Here is a 19,222-nt window from a genome sequence, read left to right on the forward strand (position 1 = left end):
GGACAATGCCGCTTTTCATAAACGCAGTGATATTCAAGCAATCATTGAAGAGCATGGGCATGAGATAGTTTGGTTACCCCCTTATAGTCCAGACTTAAATCCCATTGAAAAGATGTGGGCTTGGATTAAGCAAATACGCAAAGAATGGCGGATGGATTGTATTGATACTTTACTCTTTTATCTGCTTTGGATTGGGTTAGGTTTTAGATGATTGCACTATAAAGTAAGCACATGTATTATTACTGGAATAGCGATCTAATTTCTGTGACTATTTTATTAGCCTTTGACTATAGCTAAAAAAACTAGATATATAGCCAAATCAGCTAAAAACGGAACTTTCTATAAACCCTACCTAGCTACTTCTGGCGGTAAATAACGTCCCATTTTTTAGCTGATTGCACTATAACATACCCTATGGATTTACACATCTTTACTCATATGCGTCTCTATTCATTAGATCTCAGGAAAAAAGTAATCGCAAAACTAGCAGAAGGATATTTGGAGACCTTTGCAAAACCCCTAAAAATAGAGAAATTTCAATTTTTCAAATTTTGAAAATATATTAAAATCATATCGTTAATTTTTCTACTAGTAGTAAAATTAGTGTAAAACGGAATTTTGCAAAGGTCTCAGATAGTATTGATACTTTGTTTAGAATATGTATGTAATGTAAGATTTTAGCTATAATAGCTTGATTGGTCAATTTATCCCCAAATTACTCCCCTTGAGATAAAATTTATATTCGGCTGCGTTTGTACTTCAAAGTTGAATTTGCCTGATAATATTTTCAATAAATCTGCATTACCGGCAACAATAAGCTTTTCTTTTTCATTTAGATATTTAAGTGCTTGTTCTAAAGAATTAGCAGCTTCAATTTTTGCTTTTGCTGTAATTTGTAATAGATATTCTATTTCTGTAAGCTCGGCGGGTTGCTGATAATCAAAAGTTTGGATATGAGTATCTATTTCTTTTGGGGAATGTAGCAATGTTTCTAGTGTTATAGTTGAAATATGCTCAAATAATTTTTCACGTAAAAGAGCTTTACGCAAAATTACCGGAGGATCAACTTCTTCAGGAGTGAGTAAGTAGTGTTTATATGCTAATTTCTGTCCTAAGCGAATATTTCCACTATTTCGAGCTAACCATGGAGAAGCTAATAGACCGGCTAGAACTGGAGAAAGCCATATAATTTGATTAGGTGCTAACCAAATGAGGGCAGAGAGAGGTAAAATACCTGCAATAACATATCTAATCGTATGGTATATGGCTTCTTTCCAAGACATTAATTTACCAGCTCTGTTTTGAGTTCGCCAACCGCTATCTCTTCCTAATAAGATATCAAATACATGATGTGTTTGGATAAGCATCATCATAGGTGCATATAAGGTAGAAAGTAATAATTCAAGAAGGAAACCTTTTGTTAGTGCTTTTCCTCCACCAAACATTTGTCTTTTGTTTGGAAGTATTAGATTTATTAGCCACCCAAAGAATTTAGGTAATAATAGTAATCCTAATGCAATAAAAAACAAACTTTGCATTTTTTTGGCATCAAAGGTTGGCCAGTCAGGAAAAAGCTGATACGCAACGGGAAAGTATTCTGGTTGAATAAAGAGTGCTTGTGCAGTAATCAACATGCCTACTAGCATCATTAGCATCCATATTGGACTCATCACATAACTTAAAATTCCAATAGCAAAATGTACTCTATTTGGCCACCTTAAGCCTTTAGCTGTAATAATTCCTAGATGCTGTAAATTACCCTGCGCCCAACGTCTTTCTCTACCAGTAAAATCTTCTAGTGTTGGTGGAAGCCCTTCATAGCTTCCACTTAAATCTGGATCCATTCTGACTGCCCAACCACGGCGGCACAACAATGCTGCCTCTACAAAGTCGTGACTTAAAATATGTCCGCCAATAGGTACTCTACCTTTTAATTCTGGCAATCCACAGCTTTCGGCAAAGGCTCGACTACGAATAATTGCGTTATGCCCCCAATAGTTGCCGTCAGCACCTTGCCACATAGCAACACCTCTAGCAATAACTTTGCCATAAAGTGCTCCTGCAAATTGGATAGATCGAGCCAATAAAGATTCACCACCAATAAGACGAGGCATGCTTTGTAATAAGCCAAGCCTAGGGCTAGCATCCATGCGAGCAATCATTTTTACAATGGTTTCTGCGCTCATTAGACTATCAGCATCAAGCATCAGAATATAGTCATATCTAGCGCCCCAGCGTTTGATAAATTCTTCAATGTTACCAGATTTTCTAGCTATATTTCTTCTTCTTCTTCTATACCAAACAGGCAAGGGAGACTTTTGCCGTAATAGTTGAAAAGCTACTGTTTCTCGTATCCAAGCATCTGCATTTTGTGTGTCAGAAAGAATAAATATTTCGCATCGATTAGCGACTGTTGTAGTGCTTAGTGATTCTGAAATCGCTAATAATGCGGCTCCGGTCATCTTAGGATCTTCTCCATAAACCGGCATCAGAATAGCAACTTTTCCCCCTTCAGAAGAAGCTTGGTTTTCTCTGCGAATCATAGGAATAAGACCTGCTAGTGTGCCTGTAGCAGAAAAGCTTACCCAATAAAAAGTAATGGAAAATAAAATCAATAAAATCCACTGCAAAAAGGTATGCTGCTTCCCCATAGCGGCTTCCATTTGCCATACACCATAGGTTCCAATCAATAGCGCCCCAATAAATGCTAATATCCTGCCTAAAAATACTCTCCAAGACCAAGGAAGTTTGGCACGAATGGGTTTTTTGCGTAAATTTTGCACTGGCATTGATAGCGGTGCTTCTGGTGGAATAGCGCTTATTCTGCTGTCCATCGATACATCCATGTTTCTGCTACAGGTTCGCTATTTTCTGATAGACCGGCTTGAAGTTCAGCAGCTTGTCCTTTATCGGCTCTATATTCAAAACTTGCTCGTAAAATATTTGAATTAGGTAAGAGAAATATATGGGAAGATGGAATTTCACCTTTACTTGCTGTAGCTGTAAAAGTCAGTTTGTTTGGTTCAATGGTTTTTCCGTTAGGAAATGTATAATCAATGGAAACTGTGTAGGCTTTTGGATCGTTTACAGATTTCCCAATTCTTGTCGAGATGATTTTCGCTCGAGTGCTAAAAATAGCCCCTTGTTGAGACCAGATTAAATCATAATTGTATTCATACTTTTGTCCAGTTTTTAAAGGTTCAGCACCATTCCAAAATGTAATAATATTATCGTTAAACTCGCTATCAGTTGGAATTTCAATAAGAGAAACATTGCCTTTCCCCCAATCACCAAGTGGTTCTACCCACGCAGAAGGGCGTTTTTCATAGCGCGCCTCGGCATCTTCAAAATCCACAAAGGTACGAGCGCGTTGTAATAGTCCAAAACCTTTTGGATGATTATCTAGAAAAGCAGAAAATTGTAAAATTGTTGGATTAGATAATGGTCGCCATAAACGTGCGCCTGTTCCTGTAAACATGGCTAATCCATTGCTATCATGAACGGCATTTCGATAGTCATCGATATTTTTTCGACGAGTCGGACTAAAGTAGTACATAGAAGTGAGCGGTGCGATACCATAACTCACGATGTCTCTACGCGGAAATAATACACATTTAATAATAAAAACAGTATCAGCACCGGGAATAATTTCAAAGCGATAAGCTCCTGTGATTGATTTACTTTCTAATAAAGCATCAACCTTGATAGATCGAGCGCCTAAGGCTGGACGATAAACCCAAAATTGACTAAATCTTGGAAATTCTTCTCCTTCAGGATTAGCTGTCTTTATGGCTAAGCCTCGAGCCGATAATCCATATAATGTATCTCTTGCCACTGCTCGGAAATAGCTTGCTCCTTGGAAGACCGCAAATTCGTCGCCAATATCTTCGTTATTAATAGGAAAACGTAGTCTAAATCCTGACCAGCTCAATCCTGCCTTATCAATATCATTTAATTGTAAGTTGTCATGAACAAATAATTTAGGATCAAAATCAAAAACTTCTGGAGTAAATAAAATTTCTTCTGATTTTCCATCAGAATTTACAATAAAAATTCTTACTCTATCTTGATAGTAGCGACCCGGTGGTAATAAGTCCATTCCAAAGCCGTTTCCACCTTGCAGTAATGGATCAGCAGAGCGCTTAAATCTAATTCCTCTATAGCGATCATAGCTTAAGTCTATGAAAGGTCCTGCCATTTTTAGTTTATCTTCTTTATAATCACTTTTTGAGAGTTCTTTCGCTAAGACAGCAACTTGCTCAAAGTTATGTGTGGCAGCTTTTTCAACTAAAGGTATTTTAGGATTTGTAGACGTAGCTGTTTCTTCAGCGATAGCTTTATGCATCAAAGCCGCACTCACTAAACTACCCGCAACAAAATCTCTTCTTTTCATTTTCTAAATACCTACATGAAGTGTAAAGCCTAAAATTATACCCTCTATTTTTAAAAAAATTAAAAACTATATTTCTTGAAAATATCGCTAAGTAGCATCTTTTTAGAGATACGATAAAAATAGGTGGGTAAAAATAAAAAGTCTTTAATCCATGCTAAAATAATTCAATTTTATATTGATAGCCAGAAATAATGAGCCGAACAACGAATCTTATTTGGATAGATTTAGAAATGACAGGTCTAGATCCTCAGATAAATGAAATTATCGAAATTGCAACGATTATTACAGATGCGCAGCTAAATATTTTAGCAGAAGGACCTGTTATCGCTGTTTCACAGCCTGATGAAGTTATAGATAATCTTGATGATTGGAATAGAGATTATCATGGTAAATCAGGATTAATTGATAGAGTCAAAAATAGTACTATTACAATGGAAGAAGCGCAAAATCAAACTTTAGCTTTTATTGAGCAGTATGTTGACTATAAAAAATCGCCCATGTGCGGTAATAGTATTTGCCAAGATCGTCGATTTATGGCGCGCCAGATGCCAAAGTTAGAGCAGTATTTTCATTATCGAAATTTGGATGTTTCTACTTTAAAGGAGCTTGTAGCACGTTGGTATCCTAATTTTCTTTATCAGAAAAACAGTACGCATCAAGCACTTGAAGATATTCGAGATAGTATTGAAGAGCTTCGCCATTATCGTCGACATATTTTTATTTCATCTTAAAAAGTTATGAAACAAAAGCATATCTTAATTATTGAAGATGAACCGGCTATTTGTAAGCTTATTCGTTTTGGACTGGGTAATATAGTCAAATCAGCTAAAAAACAGAACGTTATCTACCGCTAGAATGGTTAGATAAGGGCTATAGGATGTTTTGTTTTTTAGCTGATTGCACTATAAATATAGTTTCTCTGAAGTAGGAAGTTTATTAGAAGCCCAATCTTTTCTTGAAACTCATAGACCAAATGTGATTTTGCTTGATTGGATGCTGCCAGATGGTAGCGGAATACAATTATTAAATCGTCTTAGACAAGATCCTCGCCATCAAGATTTACCGATTATTATGTTAACAGCGCGTAGTGCAGAAGCTGATATTAGCAAAGGGTTAGACAATGGCGCTGATGATTATATTACTAAGCCCTTTTCTGTTGCAGAATTGAGCTCTAGGATTAGGGCACTTTTGCGTCGTGTGAGTAAGGAGAACGAATCAAAGCATCTGATTTGGGAAGCTATTCGCATGGATTTATCGGCATTTCATGTCTATTATCACGATAAACCTATTAAACTTCATCGCCGTGAATTTTCTCTACTAAAAACTTTTCTAGAACAAGCAGGAAAAGTATTGTCTCGTGAACAATTATTAGATAAAGCTTGGGGAGAAGAAGCTGAAATTGGTGATCGTGCGGTAGACGTTTCAATTCGTCGATTACGAAAAGCATTTGAGGAACATAATTATAAATTACCTCTAATAACTATTCGTGGAATGGGTTATCGTCTTGATAAACCTGCTTAATGTATGATTGAGGATAGGCGTATGAAAGTCATTTTATCTCATGGTAGGGGAGGAAGCTCTAAAGATAAGTTGATAGTTTATTTAAGGAAAACTGCGGAAAATCTTGGTTGTAAAACGCATTGTGTAGATGATCATGATATTCAGGAAGAGCCTGATACGCGTGCGCAACGATTAATAGACTTAATTAAGCAATCCGATGACTCAGTAGCGACTATTTTGGTGGGTTTTAGTATGGGAGGATATGCTTCTGTTTTAGCGGCTGAGCAATGTCTGCAAGTAAGAGGGTTATTTCTTATTGCACCAGGATTATATTTGCCTAGGTATAATCAGCGTAGATATCGTAATGATTTTATTAATACGGAAATTATTCACGGTTGGTCAGATGATATTATTCTTTATGAGCATTCTCTACGTTTTGCGCGAGAAAATAATGCCGCGCTTCATTTATTGCCAGACGGACATATGTTGTTATCACAGCTCAATAGAATCAAGCAATTATTTACGGATTATTTAACTCGCATAAAAGAGAAATACTAATCCAAAATTTTGACAATATACCTATAAAACTACCAATAATTGAATATAAGGAGTTTTATAGGCAAATATAAATTTATTTAGTAATATTTTTACTAATTTTATCTAATAAACCGTTAACCAATTTATAGCCATCCTCACTACCGTATTGTTTAGCCAATTCGATGGTTTCATTGATAGTAACTGTTGGATGAATATCTGGTCGTTCCCTAAATTCATATAAACCAATCCAAAGAACAGCACGCTCTACTGGATCTAGCGTAGAAGGTTTACGAGACATATCTTGAGAAATTTCTTTATCTAATATTTCAGAATTATTAACAATATAATCCCAAGCTTGATCAAGATATGCCTGTTCAATATCTCCATGAATGGCTAATCCTTCTATTTGATTATGCCATACTTCTATCGGATTGTTTCCGCTAATTTGCCATTGATATAGTAGTTTTAGTAATTGATGACGAGCTTGCGTTCGAGCTAAAATCGCTTGTCGTTTTAAATTTGGTCGACTCATTTTTGAATTTTTCCTAATAGGCTTACCATTTCAAGCGCTGCCATTGCAGCATCATGACCTTTGTTTCCAGCTTTGGTTCCCGCTCTTTCGATAGCTTGCTCAATGTTATTTGTTGTTAGTACGCCAGTAATTACTGGGATATCATATTTTAGCGCAACTTGGCTAAGTCCTTTAGCTTGCTCATTGACGACAACGTCAAAATGAGCTGTTCCGCCTTTGATAACAGCACCTAAGGCAATAATAGCTTGATATTTTTCAGTTGCTGCGCAGCGTTGAGCGCAAATAGGTAGTTCATGAGCCCCCGGAACATAATAAATATCAATATCTTCAGCTTTAACGCCATGTCGAATAAGTGTATCGATAGCGGCAGACTCAAGTTTATTTACGATAAACTCATTAAATCGAGAGCATAAAATGGCATAGCGTGCATTAGAAGCATCTGTAAAAGTGCCTTCAATACGATTAATTGTAGTCATGTTAAGATTCCTTGTTGCTATTTAAAAATTCTAAAACTTCTAGCTGATAACCAGATAATCCAGTAAATTTATAGGGTGCTGATAGAAGTCGCATTTTTCTTACCCCTTGGTCAAGCAAAATTTGGGCACCTATACCATAGGTTCTTAAGTCTTGCTCTTGTTTTCGTTTGGGAAGGGGAGTGTTATGTGCAAAAGCATACATTCGATTGAGAATGTCTGTGGTGGTTTGACCATCATCTAGGATAACAATAATGCCTTCTTTTTCATTTGATAAACGCGCTAATGCATCATCTAAACGATAATGACGTTCTGATAGTTCGGCGCTAAATAAATCAGATAAGGTATTTTGAACATGTACACGGACAAAAGTCGGTTTTTCTGACTGAATTTTACCTTTAACTAACGCATAATGAATGCTTTTATCAATAATGCTTTGATAGGCAGTTAAGGTAAAAGTTCCATATTTAGTCGGTAGCTCACAAGTAGATAATTGGATAATTGTTTTCTCTCTAGAGAGGCGATAAGCAATTAAATCTGCAATCGTTCCAATTTTTAGGTGATGCTTTTGTGCAAAGGCTTCTAAATCAGGACGGCGTGCCATCGTTCCGTCTTCTTTTAATATTTCACAAATAACGCCAGCGGGTTCATAGCCAGCTAGGCGAGCAAGGTCAGTACTGGCTTCTGTATGTCCAGCACGGACTAAAACGCCGCCATCTTGAGCCGTAATAGGAAAGATATGCCCTGGTTGGACGATATCTTTAGGGCTTGCATTTTTTGCAACAGCCGCAAGGATGGTATGCGCTCGGTCTTGTGTGGAAATACCAGTGGTAACGCCTTGAGCCGCCTCGATAGATACAGTAAAAGCTGTTGAGTAGGCAGCAGTATTGCATTCAGTTTGTGGGCGTAATCCTAGTTGCGCTGCACGCTCTTTTGTAATGGTAAGACAAACTAAACCTCTTGCATGTTTCACCATGAAGTTAATGGCTTCAGGCGTGATATGTTCAGCAAGAACAACTAAATCTCCCTCGTTTTCTCTATCTTCGTCATCCATAAGGATAATGGGCTTGCCAGCAGAGAGATCAGCAATAATTTCTTCAGTTGTATTTAAAGGCATTATGCCTCCCTTTTAAAATCCATAAGAGATGAGTTTTTCAACGGTTAGATTTTCATTATCCGCTTGTATTAGTCGTTCAATATAACGAGCAATTAAATCGGCTTCTAAATTGACTTGTTGACCAATCTGGTAGTTTTTTAATGTGGTACGCTCAAGGGTATGGGGAACTATATTAACGCTAAATTGTTGATGTTCAACTTGGTTAACAGTAAGGCTCACACCATCTATGGTGATAGAGCCTTTTTTAGCAATATAGCGAGAAATTTCTTTAGGGGCTTCAAATGTTAGGCGTTCACTACGAGCATCAGAAAAGCGTTCTAACAAAATACCAATACCATCTACATGACCACTAACTAAATGTCCACCTAGAGGCGTGCTAGGCGTTAGTGCTTTTTCTAGATTTACACTATCACCAATTTCTAATGTTCCTAATGTTGTTAGAGATAGTGTTTCAACAGAAACATCGGCAGTAAAGCTTTGGGCATCCAGTGCAATGACGGTTAAACAAACGCCATTCACTGCAATACTGTCGCCAATTTGGCAATGAGAAAAGTTAAAATGCTCTGAATGAAAAGTTAAGCTTTGGTCTTCTTCGTGATACTGACGAGAAGTAAGTATTCCTGTCGTTTCAATAATCCCAGTAAACATATATTGATTATCCTATTGGCTCAAGAGTGATGCGACAGTCATTCTCAATAACGAGACTATCTGTTATTCGATATTGGATTTTATCAGATAAGCAAGTTAGAGGGGGAATCTGTAAAAGTGGGCGTGCTTTTGCGCCTAAAAAGGTTGGGGCAAGGTAGAGAATAATTTCATTGATTAGTTTTTCATTTATCAATGCGCCACCTAAAGCAGCACCTGCTTCAACATAAATATGATTGATACCTCTTTCTCCTAAATATGTGATTAGTTCTGATAAAGGTACTTTCCCTTGTGCATTAGGTTTGAAAGGAATGATTTCTGCCTGTTTAGGGTAAGAGGGAAAGTTCTTTGTTTGTGTGGTTACAATTAGAACTGGTCCAAGCTCTGAAAATATGGCGGCATTGGTAGGAGTTTTTAATTGGCTATCAATAATTACTCGTAAAGGATTCGTGCGAGGTAATACCGTTGGGTAACGGGCGGATAATCTTGCATTATCTATGAGAATGCTACCGGTTCCAGCTAAAATCGCATCTGCTTGTAAGCGATGATAATGGACGTCTTTACGAGCAGCTTCACTGGTAATCCATTGACTTTCCCCATTAGCCAATGCTGTTTTACCATCCATACTAGCTGCCAATTTTAGGGTTACCCAAGGTTTATGTGTTTTTATGCGATAAAAAAACGTACGATTAAGCGCATAAGCTTCTTTCTCTAAGACGCCAAGAGTTACATCAATACCGGCTGTCTTTAGTTTAGCGATACCTTTACCTGCAACCAAGGGATTCGGATCACTGATGGCAATAACAACGCGAGCAGGTTGTGCAGCAATCAGCGCATCAACACAAGGTGGTGTTTTTCCATAATGTGCGCATGGTTCTAAGGTGACATAAATGGTTGCACCATGTGCATTATTGCCAGCAATTGTTAAAGCATGGATTTCTGCATGTGCTTCACCCGCTTTTGCATGATAGCCACCGCTGATGAAATGGTTATCTTTTACAATGACGCAACCAACACGTGGATTCGGTGCGGTAGAAAATTGACCACGAGCAGCTAAATCTAATGCATGGCGCATCCAATAAATGTCATGAGAGGAATTTGTGGTCATGAATTGGTTAACTATCTAGCTCTTCAATAGTTTTTCTAAAAGCTTCAATGTCTTCAAAGCTAAGATAAACGGAAGCAAAGCGAATATAAGAAACATGGTCGATATTTTTTAATCCTTCCATAACCCATTGACCAATTTGTTTTGACGGAATTTCTCGTTCCCCAGTTTGTCGCATTTGTGTTTCAATATGCTCAATAAGAGCAGAAATTTGTATTGCGCTTACGGGTCTTTTTTCACAAGCGCGTAGTAGTCCTGCACGAAGTTTTTCTTGCGAGTAACTTTCACGATTGCCGTTTTGTTTAACAACCGTGGGAATAGAAATTTCAGCAACTTCAAAAGTTGTAAATCGTTCACCACAGTTTGGATTTAAGCATTCGCGCCGTCGACGAATTTTGTTTCCGTCGGTTAAGCGCGAATCTATGACTTTAGTATCGTGATAATTACAAATAGGGCAGTTCAAGCCTTATCCTTTATATACAGGGAATTCAGCACACAAATCACTAACTTTTTGGCGAACAGCAAGAATGGTTTCTTCGTTGTCCACGTCATCTAAGATATCACAAATCCAAGTAGCGACTTTTTTCGACTCAGCGATGCCAAATCCGCGAGTAGTAATTGCTGGTGTACCAATACGAATTCCGCTAGTAACAAAAGGCGATTGAGGGTCATTTGGAACAGCGTTTTTATTAACCGTAATATGGGCACGGCCTAAAGCAGCATCGGCGGCTTTTCCGGTAATTCCTTTGTTAATTAGACTAACCAACATTAGATGATTTTTGGTTCCACCAGAAACAACATCGTAACCTCGAGCATTAAAAACTTTTGCCATGGCTTTGGCGTTTTCTATGACTTGTTCTTGATAGGTTTGGAAAGAAGGATCAAGTGCTTCAAGAAATGCAACGGCTTTTGCAGCGATAACATGCATCAATGGTCCGCCTTGAATGCCGGGAAAAATAGCTGAATTAAGTTTTTTCTCAATTTCTTCATTCGCCTTAGCTAAGATAAGACCGCCACGTGGTCCACGTAGTGTTTTATGGGTTGTAGAAGTGACAACATCTGCAAATGGGACAGGGTTTGGATAAAGCCCTGCTGCAATCAGCCCAGCTACGTGAGCCATATCAACTAATAGATACGCCCCACATGAATCAGCAATAGCACGAAAACGTTCAAAATCTAGGATTTGTGAGTAAGCAGAAAAACCTGCAATAATCATTTTAGGCTTATGCTCATCTGCTAATTTTTGAATTTGATCATAGTCAATCAAGCCAGTTTCATTATTTAAACCATAGGTAATGGCATTATAAGTGCGGCCTGAGAAATTAACTTTTGCACCGTGTGTAAGGTGTCCACCATGTGCTAAATGCATTCCTAAAACGGTATCGCCTGGTTGTAGTAAGGCAAGGAAGACTGCGCTATTAGCCTGCGAACCTGAATGAGGTTGAACGTTGGCATAATCTGCACCAAATAAGGTTTTTGCACGCTCAATCGCTAAAGCTTCAACTTTATCAACGTACTCACAGCCACCATAGTAGCGCTTACCTGGATAACCTTCGGCATATTTATTTGTGAGATAACTACCTTGTGCTTCCATTACACGCGGAGAGCAATAGTTTTCAGAAGCAATTAGCTCAATGTGGGTTTCTTGACGCTTTTCTTCATCGGCTATTGCCTTAGCAATTTCATCGTCAAAACCCGCTATAGTCATGTCTTTAGTAAACATTTAGATGTCCTGTGGTGCATTGAAAAAGCGCTATCTTAAACGTTCGCTAATATTGGAGCAAGCGGTTTTATTGGGGAAGAAGAGAGCGGAAGTTTTCAGGTAATAAATCTTAGATATTTTAAAAGGAGTAGGAATTCGATAAATTTTTTATAATAACACTTTTTAATATCTCTTTTCTTTTGAAAAAATGCAGTAAATTAGAAAGTGATTTAATAAAGAAATTTTGAATTTCTAATCTCAATACCCGCTACTTTAAATAGCGGGTATTGCTTTGTAACGCGAATAAAATATAAATAGATTGATGCTTGCAAAAGCAAAAAACAAACTATAGTTCTAATTTTTTTAAACTTTTTCCTATTTTAAGGAAAAGGTAGAGAAATGGTTGAACAGCTTTCACAAAACTATAATTATCGTATTCCAGAGGCGAGCGTCGAGTCGGTAAAAAAAGCTATCGTTTATAAATTAATTTTTATCTTAGGAATTGATCCTGAAAATGCAACGCCAAGACATTGGCTAAATGCTGCGATATTTGCAGCCAGAGATTTGGTTACAGAAAGTTGGTTACGAACGCGTCGTAGCCATGTTGAACACGGAAAATGCTTGGTCTATTACCTTTCTATGGAATTTTTAATGGGTAGAGCATTTATGAACTCTTTAATCAATGAAGGGGTTTATGATGTGTTTAAAACGGATTTTACAGAACTTGGTATTGATTTAGATAGTGTTATCAATGAGGAAGAAGATCCAGGGGTTAGGTAATGGTGGCTTAGAAAGATTGGCTGCTTGTTTTATGGATTCCTTAGCAACTTTACAGATTCCTGCTATGGGCTATGGGATTCGTTATCAATGGAGAACAAGTTGAGCAGCCAGACTTATGGTTAGAAAAAGATATGGCTTGGCAATTTGTTCGCCCAAGCAAGCGTTATCCTATTCGTTATGGTGGAACTTTAAGACGATTTAAAGAAAATATTGAATGGCAACCAGCCGAAGAAATTTCTGTATTAGGCTATGATGATATTATCCCGGGCTTTGGAAGACAAACTTCCAATACGCTTAGATTGTGGACAGCTCATGCTGGTCAACAGTTTGACCTCGCAGATTTTAATAAAGGCGATTATTTTGCTGCAATGGCAGAAAAACCAATCAAGAAAATGTTTCTCGTGTTCTTTATCCAGATGACTCAACGATGTCAGGTAAAGAATTACGTTTACGCCAGGAATACTTTTTAGTTTCAGCTTCTGCGCAAGATATTGTCATCCATCATAAACAAAGATTTGGCAGTATGGATACTTTGCCAGAAAAAGCAGCAATACATTTGAATGATACTCACCCAGTATTAGCAATTCCAGAGCTTATGCGTATTTTACTAGACGAAGAAAAATATGATTGGGATACCGCTTGGGAAATGTGTTTGAAAATATTTTCTTATACTAATCATACACTAATAAGCGAAGCTTTAGAAACATGGCCGGTTGATATGATGGAACGTATCTTACCAAGACATTTAGATATTATCTATGCAATCAATGAGTGGTTTTTAGAAGGATTAAGTTAATGGGGTAGCAAAAATTCATTCTGAACTGATGAAAACCTCCATTTTTGCAGACTTTGCTGTACTCTATCCTGATAGATTTACCAATATTACTAATGGTGTTACACCTCGCCGTTGGATCAATATTGCCAATCGACCCCCTAACAGAATATACCTACTAGCAAACTGGAGAACACATTTAGAAAAGCTCAGCGTACTAAATGAAAAAATGATACCGTTGTTCTTCAATAATTAGCAGAAGTAAAGAAAAAATATAGAAAAATTAGTAGCTTAGATTTTATCGCACTTGGAAGTAAAAGTTAGCCCAGATGCACTTTTTGATGCTCAGATTAAACGTATCCATGAATATAAGCGACAAGCACCGAATGTTATGCATATTGTTGTAGATCGCTATCATCGAATTTTAGCGAATCCTAATGCAGATTGGCATCCAAGAGTCTTTATTTTTGCTGGTAAAGCCGCCAGTGCTTACTATATGACGAAAAAAATCATTCGTATGATTAATGATGTTGCTAAGATTATTAATAACGACGAACGAATCAGAGATTTAATTAAAGTAGTATTTATTCTAAATTTATAGTGTAAGTTTGGCACAATTGACTATTCCAGTCGCTGATTTATCAGAGCAAATTTTCTTAGCAGGAACATAAGCTTCAGGAACTTCTAACATGAAATTTGCCTTTAATGGTGCGTTAACTATTGGTACTCTAGATGGCGCAAACGTTGAGATTTTAGAAAAAGTAGGTGCGGATAATATCTTTATTTTTGGCAATACCGTTGAAGAAGTAGAATTTTTGCGTAAAAAAAGATATGACCCACTTCAATATATAGAATCTGATCCCAATTTAAGAAGAGTGGTAAAAAGCCTCACAACAGGGTTATTCTCTCCCGATGAACCTAATCGATATTTAGATGCTATTCAAGCGATTGGTGATTATTATCAGTTGATGGCAGATTTTAGAAGCTATGTAGATGCGCAAAATTGAGTAGACGAATATTATAAACTTCCTGAAAAATGGCAAAAAGCCGCTTTGATAAATATTGCTAATATGGGCTATTTTTCATCGGATCGTTCGATTGAAGATTATGCTAAGAATATTTGGTCTATTGAGTTGTTAAAAAAATGAGCTATCAGCTTTAGAAAATATGTAAAAAAGCCCCGCTTTCGCGGGGCTTTTACTGTAGGTTGGTAATTAATTAGTAGCCCCAGTGTTATCAGCAGCTTCTTCAAGTTTATCACCGGCTTTAGAAATATCTTGTCCTAGGCCTTTAGTAGCATTACAGCCAGCAAGAGTAAATACGCTTAAAACAGCCGCAAGAATTGCAATTTTTTTCATGATATATTCTCCATAAAAAAGTTAAAAATTCTATAATCGTTATCTATTTATTAATAAAGATGAATAAATGTCAGATTATAGTTGCATCAAGCAGTGCTAAGTATGACATGAAAACACTTTAATTTGCATTAAAAAAATGTAGAAAACATGTATAAAAATTTATTATCTCAAAAAATAAATAGCTAAAGATATATGATAAAAATGATATGTTATCTTGTCATTTTTTATTATAATGCTCAAAGATTGATGTAATTGATGTTTAAAAACAAGGAAATCCAACGTTAATGGTAATCAAGGAGATATTATGCCAACCGAGCCAATTTTTTGGAACTGGCTACTTTTATTATGTCTATTTTTAGTAATAGAAGCTTTAACAAAGTCTTTCTTTTTTATTTTTTGGGCAATCGCTCCTAGTTTATTAAGTATTATCACGTTTTTGTTCCCAAAACTGTCCTTACCTCTACAGGCATTATGCTTTAGTTTATTCTCTTGCTTAAGTATTAGCTTATGGTGGCTATACTGTTCCCTTATAAGGAAAAATAATAAGGTGCGATTGAAGTATAATACGCTTATTGGTAGGCAGTTTATGTTACAAACGCCTATTAGTCGTGGCTATGGTTATTTAGAAGTTGATGATCATTTATGGATAATTCGAGGAAAAGATTTGCCTGCTGGAGAGATTGTTATTGTGACTAAAGTATATAATCAAATCTTAGAGGTTGCTCCTATTGAATAAATGGCTTTTATTTTTATCTGTATTTTTAAGTGCTTGTATTTCAGCAAGAAATACAGATTTTCAAGAGGTTTTTGGTGGAACATTTGCGCAAAAATGGTACAAAGGCGTTGAGTATAGTATTTTTCAAACTGCACCTATAAATGTTCGCTTAATTTGGCAAGATGAAAAAGGCAAAAATTATGCGCATTTAAGTACGGCATTATTTGCCTTAGAGTCAAATGGTTTTCAAGTTGCTATGATAATGAATGCGGGAATTTATAATACCAATTACATGCCTGCTGGATTATGGATAGAGAAAGGAAAAACGCTTCGCACTTTAAATACTGAAAAAGGTAAAGGAAATTTCCATATACAACCCAATGGGATATTTTGGATTAAGCAAAATAAAGTTGGAATTACATCTACCGAAAAATGGAAGAAATCTACAATTTCTGCAGAGTATGCAGTGCAGTCGGGACCTATGCTACTTATTAACGGAGAAATTAACCCTCGATTTGTTAAGAATTTACATTCTCCTTACAAGCGTAATGCTGTTTGTGTAACGCGTAATCACTCTTTGTATTTCATTATGACTACTACCTATCGGACAGAATGGCCTAGTTTTTATCAATTAGCTGAGGCTTTAAAGCATTTTGGTTGTTATCAAGCATTATATTTAGATGGCTCTATTTCTGAATATTATATGCCAAATATTAGTCGTGGTTTTCATTGGAAACCTTTTGTTGGCATGATTGCCGTTGCCTTTAAAAAGCAAGAAGGGAAGTAAATGGATAAGTCTCCTTATTATGCTGCCTTGGATTTAGGCTCAAATAGTTTTCATTTACTGATTGTCCAATTAACAGACAATGGTATTCAAGAAGTCGATAAAATTAAGCATATGGTTCGATTAGGAGAAGGTTTAGGAAGCGATAATTATTTAAGTGAGCTTTCTATTCAAAGAGCTTTAGATGCATTACGTGAAATGAGGCAAAGAATTGCACATATTCCTTCAGAGCAGATAAGAGCCGTGGGGACGAATACTATGCGAGTGGCAGAAAATGGAGAAACATTTTTAGCACTTGCTGAACAAGCTTTAGGCGCAGATATTGAAATTATTAGTGGTACTGAAGAAGCGCGTTTAATTTATTTAGGTATTACTGAGCATAATCATTTTAAGGATCAGATATTAGTAATTGATGTTGGGGGAGGCTCAACAGAAATTATTGTTGGTAATGGAAATCATCCACAGCTTCTGCGTTCAATGAAAATGGGTTGCGCAAATATGGCTACTCGCTTTTTTCCCAAAGGAAAAATAACGAAAAATGCTGTTAAAAAGGCATTAGCTTATGTTGGTAAAACCGTTGAGCCACATATTTCAGATATTAGTCAGTATCCATGGCAGCGAGTAGTGATGAGTTCTGGCACCGCAAAAGCTGTAGAGAAAGTGTTAATAAAGTTAGGGTTAAGCGAAAGTGGCATTCATAAAGATGCTTTAAAAAAATTATTAGAGATACTAATTGATATTGGTCGAGCAGATAAATTATCAGAAAAATTAGGAATTGATGAAGCTAGAGCTTTTGGCTTTCCGGGTGGTGTATGTATTTTAGCAGCGTTATCAGATAATTTAAAAATCACTCAAGCAATTGTTAGTCAACAAGCATTGCGTGAAGGGGTTTTATTAGATTTAATGGGTAAGAGTAGGGGGATTAGTGATCAACGTTATGAGACTGTTTTTGCCATGCAAAATCGCTTTAATATTGATAAAAATCAATCAGATAGAGTTCATGAACTTGCTTTGTATTTGTTTGAAGCATTTCCTAATATCACGCCTTCACGATTTTTACCTTTATTAGGGTTTGCTGCTGATTTACATGAAATAGGCTTATCTATTGCTAGAAGTAAGCAACAAAATCATGGTGCTTATTTAATGGAAAATGCGGAAATGCCGGGATTTTCTCGACTTATGCAGCAAATGATGGCAATTTTATTGCGTGGTCAAAGAAAAAAACTTCCGATAAAGCAAATTTCTGAGCTCTCTCCTGCTTATCAAGCATTCATGTGGCAATTTGTATTTTCGTTGAGATTTGCAATATTATTATATCGATTACGCATAAAATTAAATAAGTCTGATTATCCAAAAGTTATTGTAAAAAATAATAAGATATCATTGGTCTTTTCAACTGAGTTTTTACAAGCTCGACCATTAACTGTTTCTGATTTACAGGAAGAATGTCAATCTTGGGAAGATAGTCCTTATCAATTGATAATCAATCTACCTAAAGAGGAAGAATGAATGTTATACAAACGGTACTGAATACCAAGTAATCAGGTATAAACAAAAAAAGTTTACAATAATACTCATCCAAAAAAAGATAATAAAACGATTTTTTTTTGTTTTATGCCTTAATAAAGGTCGTGCAATTAGTGCGCCCGGCCATCCACCCAGTAATGCAGCTATATGTAAGCTTGCTTCTGGTATTCTCTGATGATTATTTAAAGATGCATGTTTGTCTAGGCTATATAAAATAAAAGTTAAACCACTAATAATTAAGCTAGTCAACGTAATAGAAATAGAAATCGTTGATAAAACAGCGTAAAAAAGCATATCTAATAAGATGTAAACAGCTGTTTCAGCAAGATAGGCTTTCTTTCCCGGTAAGTCATATGGAATAGAATCGAGTAATCCACTTTCATGCCCTGATAATAAAACTCGCTTTGCATTAGTTCTAAATTCTGTCGTTTGTAGTGTAAAACATACTTGCTCGCCTTTTTTAGGGCGCTGATTTTGATAAGCAAAAGCGGAGATATGAAAAAAAATATTAGGTTCATTATTTGCTGTTTTGATAAATCCATAGCCTTTCTTATCGTTCCAATGAACAATCTCTCCATGATAAATAGGCTCATTGATTGCCGACTTAAAAAGTTTGGAAACAGCTGATTTCATTACTGTGTTTTTTCTGTTGGGTCAATATCTAAACTACGAAGTTTTCTATATAAGTTGGTACGGTCCATTCCCACGCGATTAGCTAGTTTTGCAATATTTCCATCGCATAAGCGGAATTGCTCTAATAAATATTGTCGTTCAAATTCTTCGCGCGCCTCTCTTAAGCTACGATCTTTTGGAATAAGCTGCGACCAAAGGGTATTACTATTAGGATGTTCAGGAGGAGTTAAGGCTGATTCTGCTTCTTCTGTATCAATTTCCTCTGCATCACTACGAATAAGTAACCTTTGAACTAAATTTTTAAGTTCTCTGATATTACCCGGCCAATGATGTTGTCTTAAAGCATTTTGTGCTGCTAAGGTAAAGTGCCGATAAGGTAATTGCTCAAAATCTGCAAATGCTTTACTAAAGTGTTCTAACAGTTCAGGAACATCTGCGCTATGCTCCTCAAGTGTCGGTAGGTTTAATGACGCAATGGTTAAATGATCAAATAATTCTGGCTTTAATTGCTCTCTTAGCATTGAAGCAGAGAAGCGACTAGCACAAATTAAGCGTAATTCAATATTTTGCTGCCCTAGTTCTCCATTAGGAATATAGCTATGATTTTCAATTAAATTAAGTAAAGATTCTTGTGTTTCTTACATTTAAT

20 protein-coding genes and 3 pseudogenes are annotated in these 19,222 nt (G+C 36.4%); 11 read left to right on the forward strand and 12 right to left on the reverse strand.

The features are described from left to right. A partial coding sequence (locus A5N85_RS07850) for a transposase (protein ID WP_249023942.1) occupies nucleotides 1–211 on the forward strand: 211 nt, incomplete at its 5' end. Nucleotides 212–704: 493 nt separating this feature from the next. On the opposite strand, the gene mdoH is transcribed toward A5N85_RS07850, so the two are convergent. Together mdoH and A5N85_RS07860 are read right to left on the reverse strand one after the other, a co-directional pair. Beyond that, nucleotides 705–2,834 (reverse strand): glucans biosynthesis glucosyltransferase MdoH, encoded by a 2,130-nt coding sequence (mdoH, locus tag A5N85_RS07855; protein ID WP_072576741.1) that lies wholly within the window; start codon nucleotides 2,832–2,834, stop codon nucleotides 705–707. Continuing rightward, nucleotides 2,819–4,393 (reverse strand): OpgD/OpgG family glucan biosynthesis protein, encoded by a 1,575-nt coding sequence (locus A5N85_RS07860; protein ID WP_072576742.1) that lies wholly within the window; start codon nucleotides 4,391–4,393, stop codon nucleotides 2,819–2,821. The genes mdoH and A5N85_RS07860 overlap by 16 nt, the downstream gene beginning before the upstream one ends. 188 nt (nucleotides 4,394–4,581) lie before the next feature. Here A5N85_RS07860 and orn point away from each other — a divergent pair, with 188 nt between their 5' ends. The 3 genes from orn (at nucleotide 4,582) to A5N85_RS07875 (ending at nucleotide 6,451) form a co-directional block, all read left to right on the forward strand. Continuing rightward, on the forward strand, nucleotides 4,582–5,124 hold the full coding sequence (gene orn / locus A5N85_RS07865; RefSeq protein ID WP_425451188.1) for an oligoribonuclease: 543 nt from the start codon (nucleotides 4,582–4,584) through the stop codon (nucleotides 5,122–5,124). Between the two features lie 166 nt (nucleotides 5,125–5,290). After that, complete coding sequence (locus A5N85_RS07870; RefSeq protein WP_072576744.1) at nucleotides 5,291–5,914, forward strand: winged helix-turn-helix domain-containing protein; 624 nt, start codon at nucleotides 5,291–5,293, stop codon at nucleotides 5,912–5,914. Between the two features lie 21 nt (nucleotides 5,915–5,935). After that, on the forward strand, nucleotides 5,936–6,451 hold the full coding sequence (locus tag A5N85_RS07875; RefSeq protein ID WP_072576745.1) for a YqiA/YcfP family alpha/beta fold hydrolase: 516 nt from the start codon (nucleotides 5,936–5,938) through the stop codon (nucleotides 6,449–6,451). Nucleotides 6,452–6,524: 73 nt separating this feature from the next. On the opposite strand, the gene nusB is transcribed toward A5N85_RS07875, so the two are convergent. The 7 genes from nusB to glyA are packed head-to-tail and all read right to left on the reverse strand — an operon-like array spanning nucleotide 6,525 to nucleotide 12,025. Next, complete coding sequence (gene nusB, locus A5N85_RS07880) at nucleotides 6,525–6,962, reverse strand: transcription antitermination factor NusB (RefSeq protein WP_072576746.1); 438 nt, start codon at nucleotides 6,960–6,962, stop codon at nucleotides 6,525–6,527. Further along, nucleotides 6,959–7,438, reverse strand: a complete 480-nt coding sequence (gene ribH / locus A5N85_RS07885) for a 6,7-dimethyl-8-ribityllumazine synthase (RefSeq protein ID WP_072576747.1) — start codon at nucleotides 7,436–7,438, stop codon at nucleotides 6,959–6,961. The genes nusB and ribH overlap by 4 nt, the downstream gene beginning before the upstream one ends. Before the next feature lies 1 nt (nucleotide 7,439). Continuing rightward, the gene (gene ribBA, locus A5N85_RS07890; RefSeq protein WP_072576748.1) at nucleotides 7,440–8,552 is read right to left on the reverse strand and encodes a bifunctional 3,4-dihydroxy-2-butanone-4-phosphate synthase/GTP cyclohydrolase II; all 1,113 of its coding nucleotides are present in this window, start codon (nucleotides 8,550–8,552) and stop codon (nucleotides 7,440–7,442) included. Nucleotides 8,553–8,564: 12 nt separating this feature from the next. Next, entirely contained in the window at nucleotides 8,565–9,200 is a 636-nt protein-coding gene (locus tag A5N85_RS07895; protein WP_072576749.1) for a riboflavin synthase, read from the reverse strand. A 7-nt stretch (nucleotides 9,201–9,207) separates the two neighbouring features. Continuing rightward, entirely contained in the window at nucleotides 9,208–10,305 is a 1,098-nt protein-coding gene (gene ribD, locus A5N85_RS07900; RefSeq protein ID WP_072576750.1) for a bifunctional diaminohydroxyphosphoribosylaminopyrimidine deaminase/5-amino-6-(5-phosphoribosylamino)uracil reductase RibD, read from the reverse strand. A 7-nt stretch (nucleotides 10,306–10,312) separates the two neighbouring features. Beyond that, the gene (gene nrdR, locus A5N85_RS07905) at nucleotides 10,313–10,765 is read right to left on the reverse strand and encodes a transcriptional regulator NrdR (protein ID WP_072576751.1); all 453 of its coding nucleotides are present in this window, start codon (nucleotides 10,763–10,765) and stop codon (nucleotides 10,313–10,315) included. A 3-nt stretch (nucleotides 10,766–10,768) separates the two neighbouring features. Next, nucleotides 10,769–12,025, reverse strand: a complete 1,257-nt coding sequence (glyA, locus tag A5N85_RS07910) for a serine hydroxymethyltransferase (protein WP_072576752.1) — start codon at nucleotides 12,023–12,025, stop codon at nucleotides 10,769–10,771. A gap of 378 nt (nucleotides 12,026–12,403) precedes the next feature. On the opposite strand from glyA, the gene A5N85_RS17635 reads away from it, so the two are divergent. The 4 genes and pseudogenes from A5N85_RS17635 to A5N85_RS17650 form a co-directional block, all read left to right on the forward strand. Continuing rightward, nucleotides 12,404–12,784 carry a hypothetical protein gene (locus tag A5N85_RS17635; protein WP_072576753.1) on the forward strand — a complete coding sequence of 127 codons (381 nt, stop codon included), beginning with the start codon at nucleotides 12,404–12,406 and terminating at the stop codon, nucleotides 12,782–12,784. 31 nt (nucleotides 12,785–12,815) lie between these two features. Next, nucleotides 12,816–13,580, forward strand: a pseudogene (locus A5N85_RS17640) (glycogen/starch/alpha-glucan phosphorylase). A gap of 28 nt (nucleotides 13,581–13,608) precedes the next feature. Next, nucleotides 13,609–14,157 (forward strand): annotated as a pseudogene (locus tag A5N85_RS17645) (glycogen/starch/alpha-glucan phosphorylase). A gap of 82 nt (nucleotides 14,158–14,239) precedes the next feature. Beyond that, a pseudogene (locus A5N85_RS17650) lies at nucleotides 14,240–14,704 on the forward strand (glycogen/starch/alpha-glucan phosphorylase); the annotation flags it as partial. A 66-nt stretch (nucleotides 14,705–14,770) separates the two neighbouring features. On the opposite strand, the gene A5N85_RS07935 reads toward A5N85_RS17650, so the two are convergent. Next, the gene (locus tag A5N85_RS07935; RefSeq protein WP_072576755.1) at nucleotides 14,771–14,914 is read right to left on the reverse strand and encodes an entericidin A/B family lipoprotein; all 144 of its coding nucleotides are present in this window, start codon (nucleotides 14,912–14,914) and stop codon (nucleotides 14,771–14,773) included. Between the two features lie 547 nt (nucleotides 14,915–15,461). Here A5N85_RS07935 and A5N85_RS18130 point away from each other — a divergent pair. The 3 genes from A5N85_RS18130 to A5N85_RS07950 are packed head-to-tail and all read left to right on the forward strand — an operon-like array spanning nucleotide 15,462 to nucleotide 17,922. Further along, nucleotides 15,462–15,650 (forward strand): NfeD family protein, encoded by a 189-nt coding sequence (locus A5N85_RS18130; RefSeq protein ID WP_487247929.1) that lies wholly within the window; start codon nucleotides 15,462–15,464, stop codon nucleotides 15,648–15,650. Then, nucleotides 15,643–16,416: a phosphodiester glycosidase family protein gene (locus A5N85_RS07945; RefSeq protein WP_072576757.1), complete on the forward strand. Its 774-nt coding sequence runs from the start codon at nucleotides 15,643–15,645 to the stop codon at nucleotides 16,414–16,416. The genes A5N85_RS18130 and A5N85_RS07945 overlap by 8 nt, the downstream gene beginning before the upstream one ends. Further along, a complete protein-coding gene (locus tag A5N85_RS07950) occupies nucleotides 16,417–17,922 on the forward strand; it encodes a Ppx/GppA phosphatase family protein (RefSeq protein ID WP_072576758.1) in 1,506 nt (501 codons plus the stop codon). 3 nt (nucleotides 17,923–17,925) lie between these two features. Here the strand turns inward: A5N85_RS07950 and A5N85_RS07955 are convergent, their stop codons facing one another. After that, a complete protein-coding gene (locus A5N85_RS07955) occupies nucleotides 17,926–18,573 on the reverse strand; it encodes a DUF1294 domain-containing protein (RefSeq protein WP_072576759.1) in 648 nt (215 codons plus the stop codon). After that, a complete protein-coding gene (locus A5N85_RS07960; protein WP_072576760.1) occupies nucleotides 18,573–19,094 on the reverse strand; it encodes an AAA-type ATPase lid domain-containing protein in 522 nt (173 codons plus the stop codon). Before A5N85_RS07960 ends, A5N85_RS07955 begins: the two co-directional genes overlap by 1 nt. Nucleotides 19,095–19,222: the final 128 nt, after the last annotated feature.

Origin of the sequence: Suttonella ornithocola (assembly GCF_001889065.1) — a bacterium.
Taxonomy (GTDB): domain Bacteria; phylum Pseudomonadota; class Gammaproteobacteria; order Cardiobacteriales; family Cardiobacteriaceae; genus Suttonella_A; species Suttonella_A ornithocola.